The organism is Cyclobacteriaceae bacterium, assembly GCA_013141055.1.
Taxonomy (GTDB): domain Bacteria; phylum Bacteroidota; class Bacteroidia; order Cytophagales; family Cyclobacteriaceae; genus ELB16-189.
Window position 1 is genome coordinate 2,831,915 of record JABFRS010000001.1, and the last position, 22,866, is coordinate 2,854,780.

Here is a 22,866-nt window from a genome sequence, read left to right on the forward strand (position 1 = left end):
ATTAATCTTTGAGATAGTTGGCATACTTATCGTACGCTAAAAGTACCTGAGACCAATTTCAGTTTCCAAAGAATTTCATGCACGATATTTTACAACAGCTTGGCGGAATCATTGGTGTCGCTGCTTACGCATTCCTGATTCTTGCCATTTTAAAAAGTAATGTCAGGCAGAACTTTGCAGCATTTATGCTTTGGGGAATGCTTGATACCATCGCAACCATCACATCCATTCTTGAAAATGGTAACTTCTGGCTGCCATTGTCCAATGCTGTAGGTGCTTCTGCTGTAGCAGTTTTACTGGTGATTAAAAAACAAGTTTCATGGACCAGGGTAGAGACGATGACTGCTTTTCTTGTTATTATTTGTTTGATCGTATGGTCTACAGCAGGTCAGCGAGTTGCATTAATGGCAACTGCCGCTGCAGTGGTCATTGCAAGTATTCCACAGATGTTTAATACATATAAGAAACCTTCTGAAACACCTTTGATACCTTATTTCATTTTCCTTGCGGCAAATGTTCTTTCCTTGTTCGCGGGAAAGTCATGGAGCGTGGAAGAACGACTTTATCCATCAGCAAGCCTCCTGTTAACGTTGGCAATTGTTCTTTTAGCGCTTAGAAAGCCTAACTGGAAAATATAATTAGTTAGATTCTTTTCACAGATTTCCTGTATTTCAGCTCAGGTTTAAGGAGTATCTGTTTTGATTTGATTTCTTTGTTGGTAAGCATAAAGAAAAGATGCTTCACGGCTATTCTGCAGATTTCGCGTGTGGGTTGGGTAATGCAGGTGAGGGGAGTAGCGAGATAGTCCAGGAAGGGATGATCATCAAATGTAATCACAGAAATATGCTCAGGGATAAGCACATTTTCTTCCCGCAAAGCTTTTATGCATCCTATGGCTATAGTATTGCTTAATGTAAAAATGGCTGTTGGTGGCTGACGCAGCTGAAGCAACAGTTTACTTTCCTTATAGCCATTTTGAATGCTGAACTCATCACCTGTAATAACAAAGTCCTTCAGACCGGCTTCAATCATTGCATCCTTAAATCCCTGGATACGAAGTTTGTTTGGAATTGATTGCTGAACACCTTGAATGCAGGCTATTTGCTTGTGGCCGTGCTCAATGAGGTGCTTGGTTGCCATGTATGCTCCTTCGTAGTTATCAGTAGAGACATAAGGGATATCAAGGTCTTCGAAGTATCGGTCAATACAAACAACAGGAAGTCCTTGGTCGTGTAATTTCTTAATGCTTTTTGAATTCTGGCTACAGGGGGCAATGACAAGACCTTCAATATTTCTGGATTGCATTTGAAGCAGTTCATCATTTTCAATCTCACGATTCTCATCACTGTCACCAATGATGGTTATGTAGCCTCGATTCCGGACTTCCGCATTGATCTCACTGGCGATGTCTGCAAAGAATGGATTGCTGAGCGAAGGAATAATCAGAGCAATGGTATTGCTTTTGCCCGATTTAAGATTAGCGGCAAATTGATTAGGAACATAGTTAAGCTTCTTGGCAGTTTCACGGATCCTCTCCTGGGATTTTTCGCTGATCCTAAACTGTTCTGCTTTGCCATTCAATACTCTTGATACCGTGCTGATGGAGACCCCAGCTTTTTTGGCGATATCTACAATATTTACTTTCTGATTGGCCATGCTTGAACAAACGTTTTATTACAGATAATAGGAGGTTGGAGAAGTTCAAATATACTAAAAACAAATAGCGCAAGTCATGAAGATCATAGGGTGATATTAATGGAATAGAACAAACGATTATTGTTTTTAATCAATTTTTTAAGATTTTTTTAAGAACTTTTTAATATTTTAAAATGCAAATAATGAGACACTTACATATCTAAAACCTTGTTTCAAACGATTGTTTGAACAAACGTTTGTGCAAAATATTGCCTTTTTCTAATATTGGCCTACCGTTAAAAACAAAGACCATATGGAAAGAAAACTACTCAACAGTGTAAGAAGCACCGCCAGTCTGCTGTCGTTACTTCTTATTCTTGCAGGCCAACTGTTGGCAATCAGCGGAAGTGCGGCACCTCTTTTGATCCCCTCAGAAGAGCAACAAGCAACCTCCGTTTCGGGAAGGGTAATATCCGACACCGATAAAGAAGGAATACCGGGTGTAAACATTCTTATCAAAGGAACTTCACTGGGAACTGTCACGGATGTGGATGGCAGATATAACATTCAGATTCCAGATGATGCGTCCATCCTGGTGTTCAGTGCCATTGGATTCGAAACGCAGGAAATTACAGCCAGTGGAAAATCAGTAATCGATGTGAATCTCATTGCTAGCAACGTCGCCCTTCAGGAACTTGTTGTCGTAGGTTATGGTGTTCAGGAAAAAGTAAGTGTTACAAACTCAATCTCCGATTTAAAAGGAGATGAGTTGGTTCAACGACCCGTTAACAGTCTTGCTCAATCTTTGCAAGGTAAAATGCCAGGCGTTACAATCCTGGATCGCGGTGGTCAGCCTGGATCCAACAATGCTCAAATTGTTATTCGTGGCATTAATAAACCTTATACTCCTGTGGGATTGGATCAAACTCAGACGGCGCAGGTGGGTAATAACGGCCCACTGATTATTGTTGATGGTATTGAACAACCATACGGATACATAAATCCAAATGACATTGAATCAATTTCTGTGTTGAAAGATGCAGCCTCCTCTGCTATTTACGGATCGCGCGGAGGAAATGGCGTTGTGATGATCACTACCAAAAGAGCTAAGTCAAACAAAGTTACTGTTAGTTACAGTGGACAGTTTGCCATTCAAAGTGCCATCAGCGTTCCAAAAGCAATGGACATCGAAAGCTATCTGCAACTTGAAAAAATCGCATACCAGAATGTTGGAGCAACGCCGCCTGCTTCTCAACCTCAATATACCGATGCCGGAAGACCCGGTTATGTTGCGGGAACAATGAGAGATCGCTTAAAATATCCACTACCGTATGACTGGTTCAATACGATGTACAAGAATGCTCCACAGATCAACAATACGGTAGCCATCAGCGGAGGAAATGATAATTTCAAAGCAAGACTTAGCGTACGCAATCAGTCACAACAAGGTATCATCGCTAATACCGAATCCAAACTCAATGACATTCGTCTTAGCACGGATTTCAAAGTCTCTGAAAAAATCAAGATCAGCACCGACCTCAACTACAGGAATCAAAATACACTGGAACCTCATGGCATCACTGATATTTTTCGTTTCATGATGCAGAATGCAATCTGGGCAGTGCCTAAATATCCCAATGGAGTCTATGGCGGTGGTACTCAGGGAAACAGTCCTTTGTTGCTTGCCGAAAGCGGTGGATTGAATAAAGTAATGAATGATTACATTTTTGGAAACGTAAGAGGTGAATGGGAGATCATCAAGGGTCTTACATTCTCATCTCAGTTAGGTGCAAGGTCTTCTTTCACTACCGGTAAAGATTACACCAACACATGGGAAACAAGGGATTCTGTAACGGTTAAGAAAACCAATCTCATAAATAATCTTACAGAATCAAGATTTGTGGATCGTGAAGTCACCTGGAATAATCTTTTGCTTTACGATTTTAAAGTCTCTGATGATCATCAATTTAAAGTTCTAGCAGGCTATTCACAGATATATCATTCAAACACTTCCATTACTGCCTTTCGTCAGGGTTTTTATAACAATGATGTTCAGTCCCTGGGTCAGGGTTTGAATGATGCAACTAAAAATAATGGAGGTTCTGATTATACATGGGGCCTTCGTTCTTATTTCGGAAGACTTAATTACGCATTCCGAGGTAAGTATTTATTTGAAGCAAACGGACGTTACGATGGGTCATCCTTTTTCACAGGATCAAATCAATATCGCGCCTTTCCTTCTTTCTCTGCAGGATGGAGAATCTCGCAGGAAGAATTCTGGAGTTCACTTAGAGAGACTGTATCTGACCTGAAGCTAAGAGCATCATGGGGGAAGACAGGTAACAATAATGCAAACCTCTACGGATACTTTCCTACTATGTCTTCTGTAACCTACAATTTTAATAATGTTGTAGCACAAGGCTATGAGCAGAGAACTGTTGCGGATCCAACATTAACATGGGAGGCAACAGCACAAACAGATATTGGTCTGGATGCGGAGTTTCTCAACGGAAGATTTACACTTTCTGTTGATTATTATAACAAGAGAACCGATGGTATTCTTCTGACCCTTCCAGTTCCGGGAGCGTTGGGTTTGCAACCAAGCAGTCAGAATGCCGGGATAGTTGACAATAAAGGATGGGAATTCCTGATCGGCGCACGTAATCAGCTTGGAAAGTTCCGTCTCAATGCTAATGTCAATCTGAGCATTAACAATAATAATGTTGTGAGTCTTGCGGGAACAGGTCCTTACATTGTTGGTAATGACATTGATCCTCGTTACATCACAGGTGAAGGATATCCTATCAATGCTTTCTGGGGATATAAAACAGCAGGATTGTATCAAACTCAGGCTGAAGCCGATGCTGACCCTGTATTCATGCGGGCTGCAAAACCAGGAGATGTAAAGATGGTTGATCTGAATGGTGATGGCAAAATTGATCCAAGCGACATGACCAATCTGGGTAACTCATTCCCTGTCTATACATTTGGTGGAACAATCAATGTTGCGTATAAGGGCTTCTCTGTTAATCTCGTTCTTCAAGGTGTTTCTGATGTTAAGATGCGAATCGCCCGAGCATTGGGTGAGGCAGGAAATTTTGAAGGATTTACTCCAGACATTTATACCAATAACTACTGGACACCGGAACATACTGATGCGAGATTTCCAAGACCAACCAAACAGGATCTTAGAAATCAGGCCTCAACAGACAGGATGCTCGTTGACGCATCTTACCTGAGAGTAAAGAATGTTCAACTTGCTTACCAGATTCCAACTTCATTGCTGAGCAAAATAAGATTGGAACAAGCCAGTGTTTATTTCTCTGCAACCAACGTTCTGACATTCTCCAAATTGAATGAATGGAATCTGGATCCTGAAGCTTCTTCTGGATGGCAGAATTATTATCCTCAGACAGCTGTGTACACATTGGGGGTTAACCTTCAATTTTAATCACCATCAAAAATGTTTATTCACAACAAAAGAATGAAACCATGAAGACATTTAAAAATATTGCAATCCTGACGATCGTATGTTTGATCTTTCAGAGTTGTGCCGATTTGCTGGACACGATTCCAAATGACCGGATCTCCACCAATATTTTCTGGAAGACAGAAAAGGATGCTACGCTTGGAGCTAACGCGGTGTACACCCACATGATAGAAACCGCCAGTCATTATACAAGCTGGGACGGCATGACAGACATTGGGTATACTCACTTACCACAATCACCGGAATCATTTATTCTGCAGGGACAGTTTGATGCATTGAATAGCAGAGTTTATACAGACTACGTAAGTCTCTATTCTGGAGTACGTACCGCAAACTCATTTTTAGCAAATGTTGACAAAGTTCAAACAACGAATGCTGCACTGATTGACAGATTGAAAGGAGAAGTACGGGTTTTGCGTGCCTACTTTTATGGTCGTCTTGCTTTTCTATTCGGCGATGTTCCTTTGGTTACTACTGAAATTTCCCTGGCGGAAAGCAAAGTATTGACAAGGACACCCGTTAGTGATGTGTGGGACTTTGTATCAACGGAATTGACTCAGGCAGCAGATCAGCTTCCAACCACTCAAACCGAAAAAGGAAGAGTAACAAAAGGAACGTCTCTCGCGCTGAAGGCAAGATATATGCTGCAAGCAGGTCGTCATCAGGCCGCGGCAGATGCTGCGTTGGCTGTTATGAATCTAACTGGCGTTTACGCATTGAATGCTTCTTACAAAGCATTGTTTACGACAGCTCAGGAAAATAGCAAAGAGATCATCTTCGACATACAGTTCATTAAGGGAACAATCTCTAATGATATATTTAGTGTATTGGCTCAGCAAAGTCTTAGTAGCAAGAGCCTCTTTGTACCAACCAAGGTTATTGTTGATTCTTATGAGATGACCAACGGACTTGCAATCGATGCACCCGGAAGTGGCTTTAACCCTAACAGTCCATATGCTAATCGTGATCCTCGTTTAAGTCATTCAGTTTTTGTTCCGGGAGACATACTTCCAAATGGAGCAACTTTTAATCCTAAACCTAACAGTACAACAGGTGATGCTGTTGGTTCAACATTCACAGTTTCGCCAACAGGATTTAATGTAAAGAAATATGTTAATGCTGAAGATCTTACTACGCCAACAAATTCAGGCATTAACCTTATTCTGTTACGTTATGCGGAAGTTCTGTTAACGTATGCTGAAGCAAAAGTTGAGTTGAATCAATTGGATGCATCTGTCTACACTGCTATAAATTCTATTCGTCAACGGGCTGATGTGAACATGCCCATCATTTTGGCTGGAAAAACTCAGACTGAACTAAGGGCAATTGTTCGTCACGAGAGAATGGTAGAGCTGGCTTTTGAAGGACAGCGATATTTTGACATTCGTCGTTGGAGAATTGCAGAGACGGTGATGCCCGGAAAGGTTTATGGAATGACATATCTAGATCCAAGCAACGTGCTTCAAACTGTTGAAGTGCTTGCATGGACTAACTCCTGGTCGAGCCGCAACTATCTCTGGCCTATTCCACAAATTGAAAGAGACATCAATAAAAGCCTCAGTCAAAACACAGACTGGTAATCTTTATTCTTAAAATCCTCATCATGCAGAAAGCAAAGTATTTTTTCACGACGACAATTGCCTTATCAGTTCTGATTTTCAGTTCTGATGCTCAAACATTACCGGCACCCAAGACAGACTTTCTAGACCCATCGAATGTGGTGGTAAAGGGTTTGCTTGGAGATGAAATTGCCGGAAGTGTTAAGGGAAGATTGACGGCATTACCATCGTGGAATAATGGAGAGTTAATTACAATCTTCAGTAAAGAGGTTAAGGATGCCCACGATAAGACCGACTGGTATGGTGAGCATGGAGGAAAATGGCTTTACACAACTGCTCTGGCTGCAAGACAAACAGGTGACAAACAGTTAGAGACTTTACTTTTCAGAACCGCAGATTATCTCGTTAGTACGCAGGATGCAGATGGATACCTTGCCGTGTACTCTCCCAAGATACGAATTACTAACAATGAAGCTTCTCATAAGAGATCTTGGGATGTCTGGAATCTTAGTTACATGACCTTGGGCTTGCTGGAAGTAAATCGCTATTTCCCTAATCCAAAATATCTGAATGCGGCAAAAGGTGTTGGTGAATTATTCCTGAAACAATTTGGAGATGGCACTCATGACATTACAGATTACGGAACACGCAGAGGTATCTCAGCAACAGTAATTCTTGATCCTATTGTGGAATTGTTCAAGGCAACAAATGATAAGCGATACCTGGATCTTGCTGGTACTATTATGAAAGAGATGGAAGCCAAGGAAGGCCTCAAGCTCATTTCTGTTTCTTTAGCGAATGGTGATATGGAAAATGTTGGCGATGGAAAAGCTTATCAGATTCTTTGGACACTGACAGCTATTGCCAAGTTATACGAAGTAACCGGAAATGCGGATTACCTCAAAGCTGTAAGTAATGCATGGCAGAATATAGCTGACCATCACCTCACCATCACGGGCGGTCCATGGGGTGGAATAGGGAAACACATGGAATGCTTCAATCGTAAAAATTATTTCAGCCCATACGGATTTGTTGAAACCTGCAGTACGATGTCATGGATTCAATTAAATAAACAACTACTTCATCTTACAGGTGAAGCCAAGTATGCACAGGAGATTGAAAAATCTGCTTATAACTCCTTGCTGGGTGCGCGTTACGCAAACGGCATGGATTGGACATACCACTCATTCACGAATGGAAGCTGGCATGTAGCACACTTCAATGACTGTTGTCCATCAAGTGGAATAATGGCATTGGAGGAATTGCCTTCTATGATTTATTCCAAAAAAGGCAATGGGCTTGCGGTGAATTTATTCACAGAAAGTGAAGCGACGATATCACTTAATAATACAAATCCTGTCCGCATCAGTCAGAAAACTCAATATCCGTTTGAAGGTAAGATTCAGATTGAGGTATCACCATCAAAGAAACTTGCATTCCCGCTATCGATCAGAATTCCGGATTGGGTTTCAACAGCAACGATCAATATCAATGGCAAGCCAGTGGATGTAACGGCTTTGAAGAAAGGGGAATTCTTTGTGATCGACAGAGCCTGGACTGCCAAAGATATGATTGATATTGATTTCCCTCTTGAACTTACACTGCACAAACGTTCCGAGCAGGCAGATGTTCCTCAGGGCGGCGGTGAAATATTTAATGTGAGCTGGGTTTCTATGACGCGTGGTCCTTTGGTGTTTTCTGCCAATGGCCTGATCGATGGAAAGGATCGTGAAAGAGCTTTGTCAATTGGATCAAAGAAAGCAGATGAACTTTTTATTCCGGCAACAAGATCTAATGGAAGCAAAGGACCTGCTTACGAATTAAAATTATCTGGCCAACAGGCCCTGCTATTCCTGCCATACTACGAATCTGGTGATAGAAAACCGGGGCAATGGAGATTGACATGGATGGAAAGCAAGATTGAGTAATGAAGTCGTGTAATGTGATCAAAAGCATATGAGCAAGATATTAGTAGTAGGGAGTTCCAATACGGATTTAATTACAAACGTTGATCGTTTTCCTTCATCAGGAGAGACTATTACCGGAAAATCTTTCATGCAGGCAATGGGTGGAAAGGGTGCCAATCAAGCAATCGCTGCCCGACGCTTAGGAGGTGATGTTGGATTCGTTACGTGTTTAGGAAATGATTCCAATGGAAGAAATGCGCTGAAGTACTATACAGAAGAAGGAGTTGACGTTTCCTTTTCCAGGATCGTTGAGGATGCTCCGACAGGAACTGCAATCATTCTTGTTAACAAAGAGGGAGAGAATTGCATTGTGGTCACACCGGGAGCAAATCATGAACTGACACCGGAATATATTCAGCAGATAGAATCGGAGATTGCCTCAGCCTCCATTGTTATGCTGCAGATGGAGATTCCATATGAAACCGTTCGGAAGGTCTGTGAACTGGCAAAGAAGCACGGAACAGAAATTCTTTTGAATGTTGCTCCAGCGCGCGAGATTGATACATCATTGCTTGGAATGGTTGACATACTTGTGGTGAATGAAACTGAGATAGAAATGATTTCAAAACAATCTATCAGCAAAGCAGGAGAGGAGGAGATCATTGACACACTTCTATCCAGGGGCGCAAGCACAGTCATTCTTACTCTCGGAAGAAAGGGATGCATCGTTAGAAATAAGAATATGAGTCAGTTTATACCTGCATTTCATGTTACGGCTCTTGACACTACTGCGGCAGGTGATACTTTTTGTGGTGCATTGGTAGCCGAACTAAGCAAAGGAAAGAACATCGTCGAAGCCATTCGCTTTGCAACTGCGGCATCGGCAATCTGTGTTACCCGAATGGGTGCACAGCCGTCAATCCCTACAGAAGATGAAGTGAAAATGTTTCTAAGTGCCAGAATAAAATTTTCGGGTAAGGATGGAATAAAGACAAACAACCGACCAATTATATGATTTTACTTTACAGATTTATCGCAATCGTAAATCACATGATGGGTTTGCGGATCGCGAGTGGGATATCGATATTATTCTTTATCCTTCTTGCATCTCATTCAAAGGCACAGACTTATAGTTTTACAACCGCCGGAAATATGGAAAGTGGAAACTGGGCAGGTGTCCCAGGTGCAACTAATCTTGTGGTGTCCTTTCAATCAGGTGCTGGCATTGGTAGTACCACTGCATTAAAGACAGTCACGTCCAGCATGGGTGGTGATACAAATTACATTATCAGAGGTGACCAGGTATTTCCCATGGTTACTGGAGATAAGATTACAGTAAGCTTTTGGGCAAAAAGTTCAGTAGCGAATATGAGATTGCAACCATGGGTTCAGGAATCGGACGGCAATACATGGATGAATTTTGGAGACGCCTATCTTACCACAAGCTGGAAGCAATATCAGTTTACTGTTACGCTCACCACTTCGACATCCAATAACTACAAAGTAAAATTCAGAGGGTACAATACTGGGACCATGTACATTGATAATGTCAATATCGGTCCGGTCGATTACGAAAATGTTGCCCAGTCCGGTATTTATGATGTTACGCTAAGTCAAAACAGCATGACCTGGCCAATCAACACCTTTAGAAGTACATGCCCGACATACTCATTAGGCTATCAGGGAATGCAATCCAAGGATCAAAACCCTCTTGACTTGTTCGCAAACAGAACCATTAACTACACAAAGTTCTCTTATACTAACCCTATTACAGTTCATGTTAATGTTCTGAATACTACAAAAGTTCCGGTCGCTGGTCAGACTGTAAGAATCCTTCCATCACGTTTTGGTATTACATCCACAACCAGTGGAAATGTAGTAACCTTCACGATCACCGAACCAGGACAATATTCCGTGGAGATTGGTGACAATGGTTATAAAAATGGTCTCATCATTTTTGCTGACCCTACTGAGACTTCCATTCCCAGTAAAACAGATCCTCTCTATAAAGTGGTGTATGAAGCAACTGCAGGAAGTCTTTCATCACTGACAGGATATACCGGAATTTATTTTAGAAGAGGTGTCCATGACATTGGCATCTTTACTGTTCCTTCTAATATTAAGAACATCTATTTTGAAGATGGTTCCTGGGTATACGGAGCTCTGAAGATGGACGCAAATCCGAACGTCAAAATTTTCGGAAGAGGTGTACTGTCAGCATTCAATCTGAATTACCGATCCCAGCACTCCGTCGAAGCGATCAATGGCAGTAATAATATAATCGTGGAGGGACTGGTGGTGGCAGACCCAAAATATTTTGGGATACGATTGATCGGAACCGGAAACACAGTGAACTACGCTAAAGTTATCGGAGGTTGGGTTTATAACATGGATGGAATTTCTGCCTATGCAGGCTCTAATGTTTCCAAATGCTTTATCTGGGCTAATGACGACGCGATAAAAGTTTATCGCGACTCTCTCACCTGGTCAGATATTGTGGTTTGGCAACTTAACAATGGCGGCATCATTCAAATGAGTTGGGGAGGAGATGTTGGAGGAGTAACTGCCAACAATGTAAAGATCAGCCGAGTGGATGTGCTGCGTGCAGAGTGGGATGTAAGTCGTTTCAACACGGGACTGTTAAATTGTGTTGGTAATAAATATCATTACGCAGGATGGTCTCACTCCCTAACAAACTGGCTGATTGAAGACGTTGTAACAGAAAATCCAATTCCACAGATATTCAATATTACCCCTGATCCATTTAGTCATACCCATATTGACGGACTGTATCTCAAAAACTGGAAAGTAAAAATGACAATGGGCACCAGTTTTCAGAATCAGATAAAAGGTGAAGACGCTGCGGATTTTTTAAGCGGATTTGTTTTTGATAATGTAAAATTCAACAACAAACTCCTCACCAACATTAACTATATAACCAATGGAGATATGGAGACCGGAAACTGGTCTGCCGTTCCAAAAACAACAGATCAGGTTGTAACCCTTGGTGCGGGTCTCGGAGTTGGCTCTACCACCGGCTTACGATCTGTTGTCACCAACATGAATGGCTCAACGGACTATGCTATGAAAAGCAATGAGCTATTTCATATGGATCACAATGAAGAAATCACTATCAGCTTCTGGGCAAAAGCAACCGCAGCAGGAAAGAGATTGGTATCATGGGTTCAGGAAACAGATGCAAGTGGATGGATGAATATTGGAGATGTCAATCTGACAACGGGTTGGGAATGGTACACAGCAACGGCTAATATCAGTCCGATAAGTTCTGATAATTACCAGGTCAAATTCAGAGGATATGCAACCGCATACATTTATATAGACAAAGTTCAGATCGGGCCCCCAGACTGGAGAACGATCATGGTTCCGGAAATTCAATATCTCGATACACCAACGTTTTTACCGAATGTCATTGGTGCCAGGACGGCTGTTATTACCGAAGTTGAAAAGAGCTTTAAGAATGGTACAGTGTATCCCAATCCTGCAAAAAATGCCTTGAATCTTGACGGATATGATGAGGGAACAGTTTACCAGGTATATGGAATGCAGGGTGAGTTGTACTCTAATGGCAAAGGACTGTCAGTAGATCTTTCGCAACTCGCGCCGGGCATGTATTTTCTGTTGATCAATGGTACCGAACGACATAAATTTATCAAGCAATAACTATAACGTATGAAAAGATCGCTTACTGCGTTTCTGTTTTTAATACTAGCCGCTTGTGGGCAAAAACAAACAGAGCAAGCCAAAACAGATGACGGTCCGCTGGTAATTTCAAAAGCAATTCTGAAGGACAAGATCAAAGGTGCCTGGGCAGCTCAAACCATTGGTGTAACATTCGGTGCACCTATTGAATTCAAGTACAATACCACAATGGTTCAGGACAACCAAAAGATTGAATGGAATGATACTCTTCTGGCGAATGAGTTTAAAACCAAGCCTGGAACATACGATGACATATACATGGACCTGACCTTTGTACAGGTGCTCGAAGATAAGGGGATGGATGCAACTCCGCAGCAATTTGCTGATGCCATCGGTAATGCAGATTATAAATTATGGTTTGCCAATCAAATGGCACGCTATAATATTCAAAATGGATTGACTCCGCCACAATCGGGTCATTGGCTGAATAATCCATGTGCTGATGATATTGATTTTCAGATCGAGGCAGACTTTGCAGGATTGATGTCACCTGGAATGATCAATTCGGGAATTGAAATATGCGATCGCGTAGGTCATATTATGAATTATGGAGATGGATATTATGGTGGCGTATATATCTCGGGACTCTATTCCCTCGCGCTTGCCGCAAACAGCACAAGTGAAATTGAATCCATTGCAAAAGAGGCTTTGAAAACAATTCCTGCTGAAAGCAAATTTGCGCAATGCATAAACGATGTGATTCAATGGCATAAGGAAAATCCGGACGACTGGAAAGCAACCTGGTACAAAGTCAATCGAAAATGGTCAATCGACACCAGCTCGCCTCTTGGAATTTTCAAGCCTTTCAATATTGATGCTAAAATAAATGCTGCATGGGTACTCGTTGGGCTACTGTATGGCAACGGTGATTTTACAAGAACTTTTGAGATAGCAACCCGATGTGGTGATGATGCTGACTGTAATCCAGCTTCTGCAGGCGGGATTTTAGCAGCGATCGTTGGCTACAATAAAATTCCCGACTTCTGGAAAAAAGGCATTGATAAGGTGGAGCAAATCCCCTTCATGGGAACTTCCATCTCTTTGACAAAGGCATATGATCTTTCTTATCAGCATGCTGAAAAAATGATTGCTAAGAATGGAGGAGAGATCAGAGAAAATGAGGTAGTAATAAAAAGACAAGTTCCAAAGACTGTTCCGCTCGAAGTATCTTTCAAAGATCACTATCCGGTTGCTTTGATTAATCCCAAAATCTCGAAAACAGAGATCTCTTTTGAGTTTGATGGTGTAGGATTCGCGCTTGTAAGTCCTCCAAATCTCAAGAACTATGATGGAAAAAATCCTGAGTTCAACACAGAGATGTACATCGACGATAAGCTTGTGGAGAAGGCCAGACTTTCAACTAAAGAAACCAACAGAAGATTTACACCTTTCTGGAAATATCAATTGCCAAAAGGGAAGCATAAAGTGGTGGTGAAAATTCTTAACCCTATTGATTATGCCCAGCCCGAAATAAATTATGTCATCATTTTTGATGATAAACCAAGTGAAATCAAATTGTAATCTACTGACTTGAGAAAGCGTATGAAATCCATTCAAAGAATTGCGTGCCTGGTGGTTGTGTTGATGATGACGTTGACGGCAATGGCTCAGGTAAAAAAACCGAATGTTGTAGTCTTCCTGATCGATGATCTCGGTTGGAGCGACGTTGGTTGTTTTGAGAGTACACTTTATGAAACACCAAATATTGACAAGCTTGCAAAGGAAGGAGTGAAGTTCACCAATGCCTATGCCGCCTGTCATGTGTGTTCACCTTCCCGTGCTGCAATTCTCTCCGGTAAGTATCCAGCCCGCATGAATCTTACAGATTGGCTGCCAGGAAGAAATGACTTCGCTTATCAGAAATTAAAAAATGTTGAGGTTGTTCAGCAGATGCCTTATGAAGAAACCACTCTTGCCGAAGCATTAAAAGAAAAAGGATACAGTACTGCGATTGTTGGGAAATGGCATCTGGGTGAGAATCCCTCCGACCCTACCAAACATGGTTTTGATACTCACATTCCAGCTGACTGGAGTAAAGGATGGCCGATTACATATTATGCACCATTTAAGCTTCCGAATTATGATGGAAAAGAGGGTGAATACCTTACAGATAAACTCACCGATGATGCTTTGAAATATATGGAAAGTGTTCGCGACAAGCCTTTTTTCCTCTATTTCTCACATTTTACAGTCCATGACCCGATTGAAGGAAGGAAGGATCTGGTAGAAAAGTACAGGAAGAAGCTGGCGGCTAAATCAAAATCCAAAATCACTCCTTATATATTAGAGGGTAATCCGGATTCTGACCCTCTGACGATCCAGGAAAGAGTTTCACTTTTGAAGGATCCGGCATACAAAGGCTACAGCCAGTTGCCGCGGGGAACCGTAAAAATCAAGCAGCGCCAGGATAACACAAACTTTGCTTCCATGGTGGAAACCATGGATGAAAGCATGGGACGTGTCATGAAAAAATTAAAGGAGCTGGGCATCGCCGAAAATACGATCATCATTTTTCTCTCCGATAACGGAGGAATGTCTGCAGCGAATTTCGGAAGGCCAAGCAAAAAAGTTGACTCAACTCAACTTGATAAATTCTATTCTACTTCCAACCTTCCCTTAAGAGGTGCAAAAGGATGGATGTATGAAGGTGGTCTGCGCGTACCAATGATTGTAAAGTGGGCCGGCATAAAAAAACCCGGCTCTGTTAGCAAGGTGCCCGTCATTCATACTGATATCTATCCCTCCATTCTTGAGATGGCAGGCTTGTCACAACTGCCTTCACAGCATGTCGATGGAAAAAGTTTTGTTCCTGCACTAAAAGGAGAGAAGACGATCAATCGCGATGCTATCTTCTGGCATTTCCCTCATTACAGCAATCATGGAATGCAAAGTCCGGGCGGGGCGGTGCGTTACAAGAATTACAAATTGCTGGAATATTACGAGAACAATACTGTCCAGCTGTTTGATCTTGATAAAGATCTGGGTGAATTGCATGACATCGCTAAGGAGGAACCTCTGATTGTTAACGAGCTGAGAGACATGCTGCAGAAATGGAGAGAAAGTGTTTCAGCTAAGATGATGCAGCCAAATCCTGAATATGTTGCTGACAAGGAACCTTGGAAAGGATTCAAGTATGACATCCCGGCGGGAGATAAAAAAGGAAATAACTAAATAAGAAGATCATGTTTATCATAGAAGAATATTCAACGGCAGTTATTTTTTGCTTCATCACTATGTTTTGCTGGGGATCCTGGGGTAATACCCAGAAGCTTGCCGGTAAGACCTGGCGTTATGAATTATTCTATTGGGACTATGTAATAGGAATTCTGTTGCTGTCGCTCATTTTTGCTTTTACACTTGGAAGCAATGGCGAGAATGGAAGAGGGTTTCTTGATGATCTTCGTCAGGCGGATATGAGCAATATCTCAAGCGCCCTTATCGGTGGAGTTATTTTCAATGCTGCTAACATACTATTGTCAACTGCTATCGCCATCGCTGGAATGTCTGTAGCATTTCCAGTAGGAATTGGAATTGCATTGGTGTTAGGTGTCATTGTTAATTACAATGGTGCACAGAGTGGAGATCCTTTATTATTATTTACTGGAGTTGGATTAATCACCTTGGCTATTCTCGTTAATGCATTGGCTTATAAAAAATCAACTTCAGGAAGTCAGAAGGTTTCGACAAAGGGTATCGTGGTATCTATTCTGGCAGGAATACTCATGTCTTTCTTCTATCGATTCATTGCTGTATCAATGGATATGGAAAATTTTAAAGACCCTGCCGCTGGATTGATGACTCCCTATACAGCCGTAGTAATTTTCTCTGTTGGAATATTCCTGAGCAATCTGGTTTTTAATACTATTCTTCTAAAGCGTCCAATCAGTGGCGAGCCAACGAGCTATACAGCTTATTTCAAAGGAAGTTTTTTCACTCACATGGTAGGGATCCTGGGTGGACTTATCTGGGGAATCGGAAACTCTTTCAATTTGATTGCTGCAGGCAAGGCTGGAGCCGCTATTTCCTATGGCCTTGGTCAGGGCGCTACTCTTATTGCAGCTTTCTGGGGAGTGTTTATCTGGAAGGAATTCAGGAATGCCCCCAAAGGCGTGTCCACATTGCTTGCAATCATGTTCATTCTCTTTTTTGCAGGAATAATTTCCATCATCTTAGCAGGACAATAACTTTGCCCGTTCATTGTTAATGCTATTATGGGTAGGCTGCTTGTCAATATTTTTATTATCCTGGTTTTATTGAACGTATCCTGTTCGAAAAAACCCTCTAAGGAATCAGCGCCACTTCCTGGGATGGTATGGATACCGGGTGGAGATTTTATCATGGGCACCAATGAAACGGAAGCCTATGATCATGAAAGACCTGCTCATAAAGTTCATGTTTCCGGTTTCTGGATGTCTGAAACAGAAGTCACCAATGAACAATTCATGAAATTTATTGATGCCACCGGATATAAAACGGTGGCGGAGCGCAAGCCAACTTGGGAAGATTTGAAAAGCAGTTTACCTCCTGACACACCCGCACCGCCCGACAGCTTGCTAATGGCTGGGTCATTGGTATTCATCCAACCTGATCAGCCGGTAATGTTGAACGATTACTCGCAGTGGTGGGCGTTTGTTCCCGACGCTGACTGGCAAAACCCGGAAGGTCCTGAAAGTAACTTGGAAGGTCGGTGGAATCACCCCGTTGTTCAGATTGCCTTTGAAGATGCAATTGCTTACTGCAAATGGGAGGGAAGTCGCTTGCCAACAGAAGCGGAATGGGAATTTGCTTCGCGTGGTGGAAAGGAACAGGCACGCTATGGTTGGGGCGGTGAAATGAATCCAAAGAAATCGTACATGGCAAATACTTTTCAGGGAAGTTTTCCAGTAAGGAACCTGAAGGAAGATGGATTTGAGTTATCATCACCCGTGAAAAGTTTTCCTGCCAATGAATATGGACTTTATGATATGATCGGGAATGCGTGGGAGTGGACTTCAGATTTTTATACTGCTGATTATTTTCAGACGATTGCAGCAAATTCAATAACGAACGATCCAAAAGGACCTGCTTCTTCTTACGATCCTAATGATCCGTATGCAATCAAACGAGTTACCAAGGGCGGATCATTTCTTTGCGCTTCCAACTATTGTTCAAATTATCGCCCCAGCGCAAGGCAGGCGACTTCTATTGATTCTGGAAGCTCGAATATTGGGTTTAGAACTGTAAAATAATAATCACATTATTTTTTTAATGATTTTGAACAACTTTTGTCCAATACTGAATATTTCGATTGTTATGAGTGTGTCAAACTTAAATCATTTCAATTATGGAAGAATTCGTGATCTTAATGCGTCTCAACCTTACTGATAAGTCAGCGCAGCCATCCCCGGAACAGATGCAGGTCTACATGAAACAGTATCAGGATTGGATCAACACCATTGTTGCCAAAGGAAAATTCCTGGGTGGAACAGGATTGTCAACAGAAGGAAAGGTGCTGAAGCCGAATCAGGTAATGACAGATGGTCCATTTGTAGAAATAAAAGAGTCTCTCGCCGGGTTTATAAAAGTCAACGCAATGAACTTTGATGATGCCGTGAGTCTGGCAAAGGGCTGTCCAATCCTGAAGGGAGAAGGAAACAGTGTGGAGGTGAGAAAAATAGTTTCCGTTCACAACAATTCCTGAGGCTTTCTGAATGTCCAGTTTTGATTTCTCTGTTTGTTATGGAGTCATCAATAACTTAAACAATCATTATTATGAAAGAATTTTTATTTGTTTTCAGGGGAGATTGGAATAGTCTGCCTGAGGTTTCGGAAGAGGAGACAAAATCCAGGACAAAGAAATGGATGGATTGGGTCGGCGGCATTGCTGCACAGAATAAGCTTGTTACCAAAGGAAACAGGTTGATGCATCACGGAAAAATTGTGAAGAAGAATCTCGTCACAGATGGTCCTTTTATTGAAATGAAAGAGTTCATTGGCGGGTTTTCGATCGTGAAAGCAAATTCCTATGATGAAGCGGTTGAACTCGCAAACGGCTGCCCTGTATTATTGATGGGTGGAGAAGTTGAAGTAAGAGAGATCAATGCTTTCTGATCTTTAACTTTAAGACGAAGCTCTGCAATTTGCAGGCTTCGTTTTTTAAAATGAAAAGCCAACCTCTCATTCCACATCTGTTCAGAACAGAGTATCGGAAAATTGTTTCGGTATTGTCTCGAAGATTTGGCTTTGAGCAAATTGAAATAGCGGAAGACATTGCAAGTGAGACTTTCTTCACGGCATCACAGGTCTGGGGTTTGGAAGGCTCTCCAGAAAATCCGGTTGCCTGGCTTTATAATGTTGCCAGAAATAAAGCCATCAATCACCTTACCCGTCGTTCAATCTTTCATGATAAGATTGTTCCGGATCTGAAAATCGAAACGGATCAGCTGAAACACATCGACATAGACCTATCTCCTGAGAGTATCAATGACAGTCAACTGCAGATGATGTTTGCTATTTGTCATCCCTCCATTCCGCAGGAGAGTCAAATCGGATTATCATTGCGGATCCTGTGCGGCTTTGGAATTGAGGAGATTGCCAATGCGTTCCTTACGAATAAGGAAACGATCAACAAAAGACTTTTCAGGGCAAAGGAGAAACTTCGGGAAGAGAAAATTGCTATTGAGTTGCCGGCAGATTCAGAGATAGAAGCAAGATTATCAACCGTCCTCACCACTATTTACCTGTTGTTCAACGAAGGGTACTATTCTGTAAGTCAGGACAAGACACTTCGCAAGGAGCTTTGCCTGGAGGCCATGCGACTTTGCTATATGCTGATTGAAACCCAGGAAACTAATACTCCATCCGTAAATGCATTGATGTCACTGATGTGTTTTCATGCGTCACGCTTTGAGGCACGCATTGATAAGGATGGAGGACTCATCTTATATGACGATCAGGATCCTGGGTTATGGAGTTCAGATCTTATTAAGAAGGGAGGTTATTTTTTGAATGGTGCTGCAAATGGAGATATGATCTCACGATACCACCTTGAAGCCGGGATTGCGTATTGGCACACACAAAAAAGTGATTCCCGTGAAAAGTGGGAAAGTATCCTTCAGCTTTATAATCAATTATTAGAGATCGTTTATTCTCCCATTGCCGCACTTAACAGAACGTATGCACTTTCAAAAGCAAATGGAAAACCCGAGGCAATCATTGAGGCGGAGAAGCTTCAGCTGACGGATAATCATTTTTATTTTGCCCTGCTGGGAGAACTTTATACAGGCATTGATTCGGTGCTCGCGAAGCAGCATTTACTAAAAGCGCTTTCGATGGCAAAGACGGCCGCCGATTCAAAAGTTATAAATGACAAGCTTCAAAAACTTTAAAGAATCTGAGGATTTGAAAGTAATCTCCAAACCCTCAGATATAAATTGGTTACTGTCTTCCGTACATCACAATAGAAGCCTTCGCCAGAAGAGTGCCTGATAAATTAAATCCTACATATGCCGGTGTTGCAGATTTATCCAATGCCAGTTTGGATTTCAGTGCATACACAGTAATAAGGTATTCATGTGGTGCTCCGGGAGGAGGGCAGGGTCCGACATAACCCGGTGTTCCGGCATCTGTATTTATCTGAATAGCTTCTTTCGGTGCAAGACCTTTGGAAATATCTCCCGCTCCTGATTTTAATTCTTTCACGTCAGCAGGGATATTGAAGATCACCCAATGCCAGAATCCACTTCCGGTAGGTGCGTCCTTGTCAAAAATAGTTACTGCAAAGCTTTGTGTTCCTGCAGGCGCATTCTCCCATGAAAGTTGAGGAGAGATATTTTCTCCTTTACATCCAAAGACGTTTGCAAATTGTTTATTGGTTGCCTGACCACCGACTTCATTACTCTTTAAGGTAAAGGTTTGTGCAGAAAGACCTATCGTTGTGAGGATGCACGCAAGAAACGCTACTATGATTTTCATGTGTAAGTGGGTTTAGATTGATTACATGAAAACAAAGGTAGGAAGCGTTTGGTTCTAATAAATTCAGTCGGGCTGATTTAAAAGACAACCATAGAAGATCAGGCAACTCCACCCGGAGAAACACCTAGTACGGATTTGAGGAGCTTGGAAAGCTCTCTGACAGAAGATGGCTTGGAGATGAATTTTGTAGCTCCCAGCTTGACCGCTTCTTTCATTTGCTTTTCATCTGTGGTGCTGGAATAAATCATTACCGGCACATCGCGTAAGTGAGAGATTTTCCTGATATCCACCAGCACTTCCATCCCATTACGACGGGGCATATTAATGTCCAGAAAAATAAAGGTGGGGGGTTCATTCAGCTGTAAAATGACAAGAGCCTCCTCGCCATTCTTAGCTGTGATAAACTCTATAGACTCATCAATAGCCCTTAACGCATATCCAAAGAGCTCGATTTCGTCCGGATCATCGTCCGCGTAAAAGAGTGTCATTATATAATCAGTTTAGGGGAGGAATCGTGGAAAAATTGCCACAACTCTTTGTGCACAAGTATAATCATTTGATTCTAGCTGTGCTGAGATTAACCTGGTTCCAGCGCATGGTTTTTTCATTGCGATCAGGAAAAACCATGATTTTTAAATTATTAACTCAGGTTTTAAATAATAAGGATTCGAGGACTCCTTTATTCGCGTAAAATTTTCTCACGATGGCGGTTAAGATCAAAGTTTTTCATTTAGAGGATTATAAGATTATCAGAGATGGGATAAAATTTCTTCTGACCACGGATGAGGAAATAGCCATCAGCGGAGAGGCTTCTGACTTCGATGAGCTAATGAAAAAGCTTGACGGCCAGACCGACATTCTGTTGCTGGACATATACCTGGACTCGATGAAGGAAGTAAAGACCATCGATGGATTTGAAATATGCACGATTGTCAATCAGAAGTTTCCCAAAATCAAAGTGATCTTTCATTCAGTATATGATGATGCTGATCGGGTAGCCCGTGCGATGAAGGCCGGTGCCATGGGATTTATTTCCAAGAAAGCAGGCTATCAGGAGCTCATTCAAGGCATAAAAGTGGTTTATTCCGGTAAGAAGTATATCTGTGAAGCAACATCTAAACGATTAAAAAATCTCAATAGATTTTTGATTGGACTCGAGGATACATTGAAGAGCAAAGACGAGTTCTTTTCAAAACGAGAGAAACAAGTTCTGGAACTTCTTGCAAAGGGATACTCTTCACGTGCCATTGCCAAAAAATTATTCATTGCTGAAAAGACAGTTGAATCGCATCGAAAGAATCTCGTCTCCAAGGCTGAAGTGAAAAACACGAATGAACTGATCGCCTATTCTTTTGCCAGAGGATTGATCAGCATGTAAGGTAAAGGATAGCTGTGATGTTAGAGCTTTTGAAGCCTTTCATACAAAAACATTCTTCTGCCACGGCCTGAGTTTTGGTTATCCTCAATGACTGTATCGTATCCGGGAAATCCCGATGTAAAAATAGTTTCTGAATTTATGAGCAATCTGCAATTACCAACACTCCAGAAAATCGGGGAGACTTCCAAGACCGGAGTTTTAGTAGTCGACTTAAAAAACGGCCGCATTGAATATATCAACGATACATTGAAGCGCATACTGGAAATTACTGATCCGGGGAGAATGATTCATTATGATGACCTCTGGAAAATTACTTTTGAAAAAGATGTGGATTATATAAAAAGTCACTTAACTGATTTAAAAAAGGATGGATCGGTATGTGATATTGAATTTAACGTCACTGCGGGTAATCATCCGATCTATGTCTCTGTTGATGCAACTTACATTGCTGATGAAGATAAGATAGTAGCGTTTGTCAGGAATATTACCAAAGCAAAAGAGCATGCTCAGTATATCATTACCTATGGAGCGAAGAAAGATTCTCTTCTGGAAATGCTCTCTCACCATTTAAGCGGGCCACTGCTGTTATCGAAAGAAGTTATTCATTTGCTGGAAAAGAAATTCCAGGATGGTAATTCTGAAGAAGCCGGTAAACTGATTGGATTCATGAAAGACACCACTCACAACTGTCTCGACTTTATTTACGATTTTTTAAAAGAGGAGCATTTAGTATCGGAGACGATCTACGTCAAGAAGAACAGGTTTGATGCCGTGCTCAATGTAATGAGTGTGATCGATCAGTTCAATCATTCTTACCCCAGAAGACAATTGCGCTATAAAAGCGGTCCCAAACAATTATTCATCAATGGAGATGATGTTAAGTATTTCCAGATCATGAATAATCTGCTGTCCAATGCCGTCAAGTTTACGCATGAGTACGGATCCATCGATATTTCCATTGACGAAATGGCCCATGTCATAATTGTTACCATTGCTGATAATGGCATTGGCATTCCGGAAAATCTTAAGCCAATGGTCTTTCAGAAATACACGCCTGCTGGGAGAACAGGCCTGAATGGAGAGCGCTCCATCGGATTGGGACTTTCTATTGTGAAAAGTCTCGCTGAGCTAATGAGCGGTTCAATAGAATTTACCAGCACGGAGAACAAGGGCACTGCATTTAAACTCACGCTGCCCAAAGAGTAGAAATCACAGGATCAGGAG

18 protein-coding genes are annotated in these 22,866 nt (G+C 41.8%); 15 read left to right on the forward strand and 3 right to left on the reverse strand.

Annotation, left to right across the window (positions count from 1 at the left end; translation table 11 throughout):
• Positions 1 to 77: 77 nt before the first annotated feature.
• Entirely contained in the window at positions 78 to 638 is a 561-nt protein-coding gene (locus HOP08_12675) for a hypothetical protein (protein NOT75773.1), read from the forward strand.
• Positions 639 to 642: 4 nt separating this feature from the next.
• Here HOP08_12675 and HOP08_12680 read toward each other — a convergent pair whose 3' ends face one another.
• Complete coding sequence (locus HOP08_12680) at positions 643 to 1,656, reverse strand: LacI family DNA-binding transcriptional regulator (protein NOT75774.1); 1,014 nt, start codon at positions 1,654 to 1,656, stop codon at positions 643 to 645.
• 292 nt (positions 1,657 to 1,948) lie between these two features.
• Between HOP08_12680 and HOP08_12685 the strand changes: the two genes are divergently transcribed.
• The 12 genes from HOP08_12685 to HOP08_12740 all read left to right on the forward strand — a co-directional run bounded on the left by HOP08_12685 (position 1,949) and on the right by HOP08_12740 (position 19,678).
• Positions 1,949 to 5,086: a TonB-dependent receptor gene (locus tag HOP08_12685; GenBank protein NOT75775.1), complete on the forward strand. Its 3,138-nt coding sequence runs from the start codon at positions 1,949 to 1,951 to the stop codon at positions 5,084 to 5,086.
• Between the two features lie 41 nt (positions 5,087 to 5,127).
• A complete protein-coding gene (locus HOP08_12690; GenBank protein ID NOT75776.1) occupies positions 5,128 to 6,705 on the forward strand; it encodes a RagB/SusD family nutrient uptake outer membrane protein in 1,578 nt (525 codons plus the stop codon).
• Between the two features lie 23 nt (positions 6,706 to 6,728).
• Positions 6,729 to 8,612 (forward strand): hypothetical protein, encoded by a 1,884-nt coding sequence (locus HOP08_12695; GenBank protein ID NOT75777.1) that lies wholly within the window; start codon positions 6,729 to 6,731, stop codon positions 8,610 to 8,612.
• A gap of 28 nt (positions 8,613 to 8,640) precedes the next feature.
• A complete protein-coding gene (rbsK, locus tag HOP08_12700; protein NOT75778.1) occupies positions 8,641 to 9,606 on the forward strand; it encodes a ribokinase in 966 nt (321 codons plus the stop codon).
• Complete coding sequence (locus HOP08_12705) at positions 9,603 to 12,272, forward strand: T9SS type A sorting domain-containing protein (protein ID NOT75779.1); 2,670 nt, start codon at positions 9,603 to 9,605, stop codon at positions 12,270 to 12,272. Before rbsK ends, HOP08_12705 begins: the two co-directional genes overlap by 4 nt.
• A gap of 9 nt (positions 12,273 to 12,281) precedes the next feature.
• Complete coding sequence (locus HOP08_12710; GenBank protein NOT75780.1) at positions 12,282 to 13,832, forward strand: ADP-ribosylglycohydrolase family protein; 1,551 nt, start codon at positions 12,282 to 12,284, stop codon at positions 13,830 to 13,832.
• A gap of 21 nt (positions 13,833 to 13,853) precedes the next feature.
• Entirely contained in the window at positions 13,854 to 15,482 is a 1,629-nt protein-coding gene (locus HOP08_12715) for a sulfatase (protein ID NOT75781.1), read from the forward strand.
• Positions 15,483 to 15,493: 11 nt separating this feature from the next.
• Positions 15,494 to 16,495 (forward strand): multidrug DMT transporter permease, encoded by a 1,002-nt coding sequence (locus HOP08_12720; GenBank protein NOT75782.1) that lies wholly within the window; start codon positions 15,494 to 15,496, stop codon positions 16,493 to 16,495.
• 27 nt (positions 16,496 to 16,522) lie between these two features.
• Positions 16,523 to 17,539 (forward strand): formylglycine-generating enzyme family protein, encoded by a 1,017-nt coding sequence (locus tag HOP08_12725; GenBank protein NOT75783.1) that lies wholly within the window; start codon positions 16,523 to 16,525, stop codon positions 17,537 to 17,539.
• A 95-nt stretch (positions 17,540 to 17,634) separates the two neighbouring features.
• Positions 17,635 to 17,991: a transcription initiation protein gene (locus HOP08_12730; GenBank protein NOT75784.1), complete on the forward strand. Its 357-nt coding sequence runs from the start codon at positions 17,635 to 17,637 to the stop codon at positions 17,989 to 17,991.
• A 71-nt stretch (positions 17,992 to 18,062) separates the two neighbouring features.
• The gene (locus HOP08_12735; protein ID NOT75785.1) at positions 18,063 to 18,401 is read left to right on the forward strand and encodes a transcription initiation protein; all 339 of its coding nucleotides are present in this window, start codon (positions 18,063 to 18,065) and stop codon (positions 18,399 to 18,401) included.
• A gap of 50 nt (positions 18,402 to 18,451) precedes the next feature.
• Positions 18,452 to 19,678, forward strand: a complete 1,227-nt coding sequence (locus tag HOP08_12740) for a sigma-70 family RNA polymerase sigma factor (protein NOT75786.1) — start codon at positions 18,452 to 18,454, stop codon at positions 19,676 to 19,678.
• Between the two features lie 49 nt (positions 19,679 to 19,727).
• On the opposite strand, the gene HOP08_12745 is transcribed toward HOP08_12740, so the two are convergent.
• The gene (locus HOP08_12745) at positions 19,728 to 20,264 is read right to left on the reverse strand and encodes a YbhB/YbcL family Raf kinase inhibitor-like protein (protein ID NOT75787.1); all 537 of its coding nucleotides are present in this window, start codon (positions 20,262 to 20,264) and stop codon (positions 19,728 to 19,730) included.
• A gap of 98 nt (positions 20,265 to 20,362) precedes the next feature.
• Complete coding sequence (locus HOP08_12750) at positions 20,363 to 20,752, reverse strand: response regulator (protein ID NOT75788.1); 390 nt, start codon at positions 20,750 to 20,752, stop codon at positions 20,363 to 20,365.
• Between the two features lie 215 nt (positions 20,753 to 20,967).
• Between HOP08_12750 and HOP08_12755 the strand changes: the two genes are divergently transcribed.
• Together HOP08_12755 and HOP08_12760 are read left to right on the forward strand one after the other, a co-directional pair.
• Entirely contained in the window at positions 20,968 to 21,642 is a 675-nt protein-coding gene (locus HOP08_12755; protein NOT75789.1) for a response regulator transcription factor, read from the forward strand.
• 87 nt (positions 21,643 to 21,729) lie between these two features.
• A complete protein-coding gene (locus HOP08_12760; GenBank protein ID NOT75790.1) occupies positions 21,730 to 22,848 on the forward strand; it encodes a PAS domain-containing sensor histidine kinase in 1,119 nt (372 codons plus the stop codon).
• Positions 22,849 to 22,866 lie beyond the last annotated feature (18 nt).

Coding starts and splice junctions, on each gene's coding strand:
- HOP08_12675 (NOT75773.1), top strand. CDS start 78: ATGCACGATATTTTACAACAGCTTGGCGGAATCATTGGTGTCGCTGCT.
- HOP08_12680 (NOT75774.1), bottom strand. CDS start 1,656: ATGGCCAATCAGAAAGTAAATATTGTAGATATCGCCAAAAAAGCTGGG.
- HOP08_12685 (NOT75775.1), top strand. CDS start 1,949: ATGGAAAGAAAACTACTCAACAGTGTAAGAAGCACCGCCAGTCTGCTG.
- HOP08_12690 (NOT75776.1), top strand. CDS start 5,128: ATGAAGACATTTAAAAATATTGCAATCCTGACGATCGTATGTTTGATC.
- HOP08_12695 (NOT75777.1), top strand. CDS start 6,729: ATGCAGAAAGCAAAGTATTTTTTCACGACGACAATTGCCTTATCAGTT.
- rbsK (NOT75778.1), top strand. CDS start 8,641: ATGAGCAAGATATTAGTAGTAGGGAGTTCCAATACGGATTTAATTACA.
- HOP08_12705 (NOT75779.1), top strand. CDS start 9,603: ATGATTTTACTTTACAGATTTATCGCAATCGTAAATCACATGATGGGT.
- HOP08_12710 (NOT75780.1), top strand. CDS start 12,282: ATGAAAAGATCGCTTACTGCGTTTCTGTTTTTAATACTAGCCGCTTGT.
- HOP08_12715 (NOT75781.1), top strand. CDS start 13,854: ATGAAATCCATTCAAAGAATTGCGTGCCTGGTGGTTGTGTTGATGATG.
- HOP08_12720 (NOT75782.1), top strand. CDS start 15,494: ATGTTTATCATAGAAGAATATTCAACGGCAGTTATTTTTTGCTTCATC.
- HOP08_12725 (NOT75783.1), top strand. CDS start 16,523: ATGGGTAGGCTGCTTGTCAATATTTTTATTATCCTGGTTTTATTGAAC.
- HOP08_12730 (NOT75784.1), top strand. CDS start 17,635: ATGGAAGAATTCGTGATCTTAATGCGTCTCAACCTTACTGATAAGTCA.
- HOP08_12735 (NOT75785.1), top strand. CDS start 18,063: ATGAAAGAATTTTTATTTGTTTTCAGGGGAGATTGGAATAGTCTGCCT.
- HOP08_12740 (NOT75786.1), top strand. CDS start 18,452: ATGAAAAGCCAACCTCTCATTCCACATCTGTTCAGAACAGAGTATCGG.
- HOP08_12745 (NOT75787.1), bottom strand. CDS start 20,264: ATGAAAATCATAGTAGCGTTTCTTGCGTGCATCCTCACAACGATAGGT.
- HOP08_12750 (NOT75788.1), bottom strand. CDS start 20,752: ATGACACTCTTTTACGCGGACGATGATCCGGACGAAATCGAGCTCTTT.
- HOP08_12755 (NOT75789.1), top strand. CDS start 20,968: ATGGCGGTTAAGATCAAAGTTTTTCATTTAGAGGATTATAAGATTATC.
- HOP08_12760 (NOT75790.1), top strand. CDS start 21,730: ATGACTGTATCGTATCCGGGAAATCCCGATGTAAAAATAGTTTCTGAA.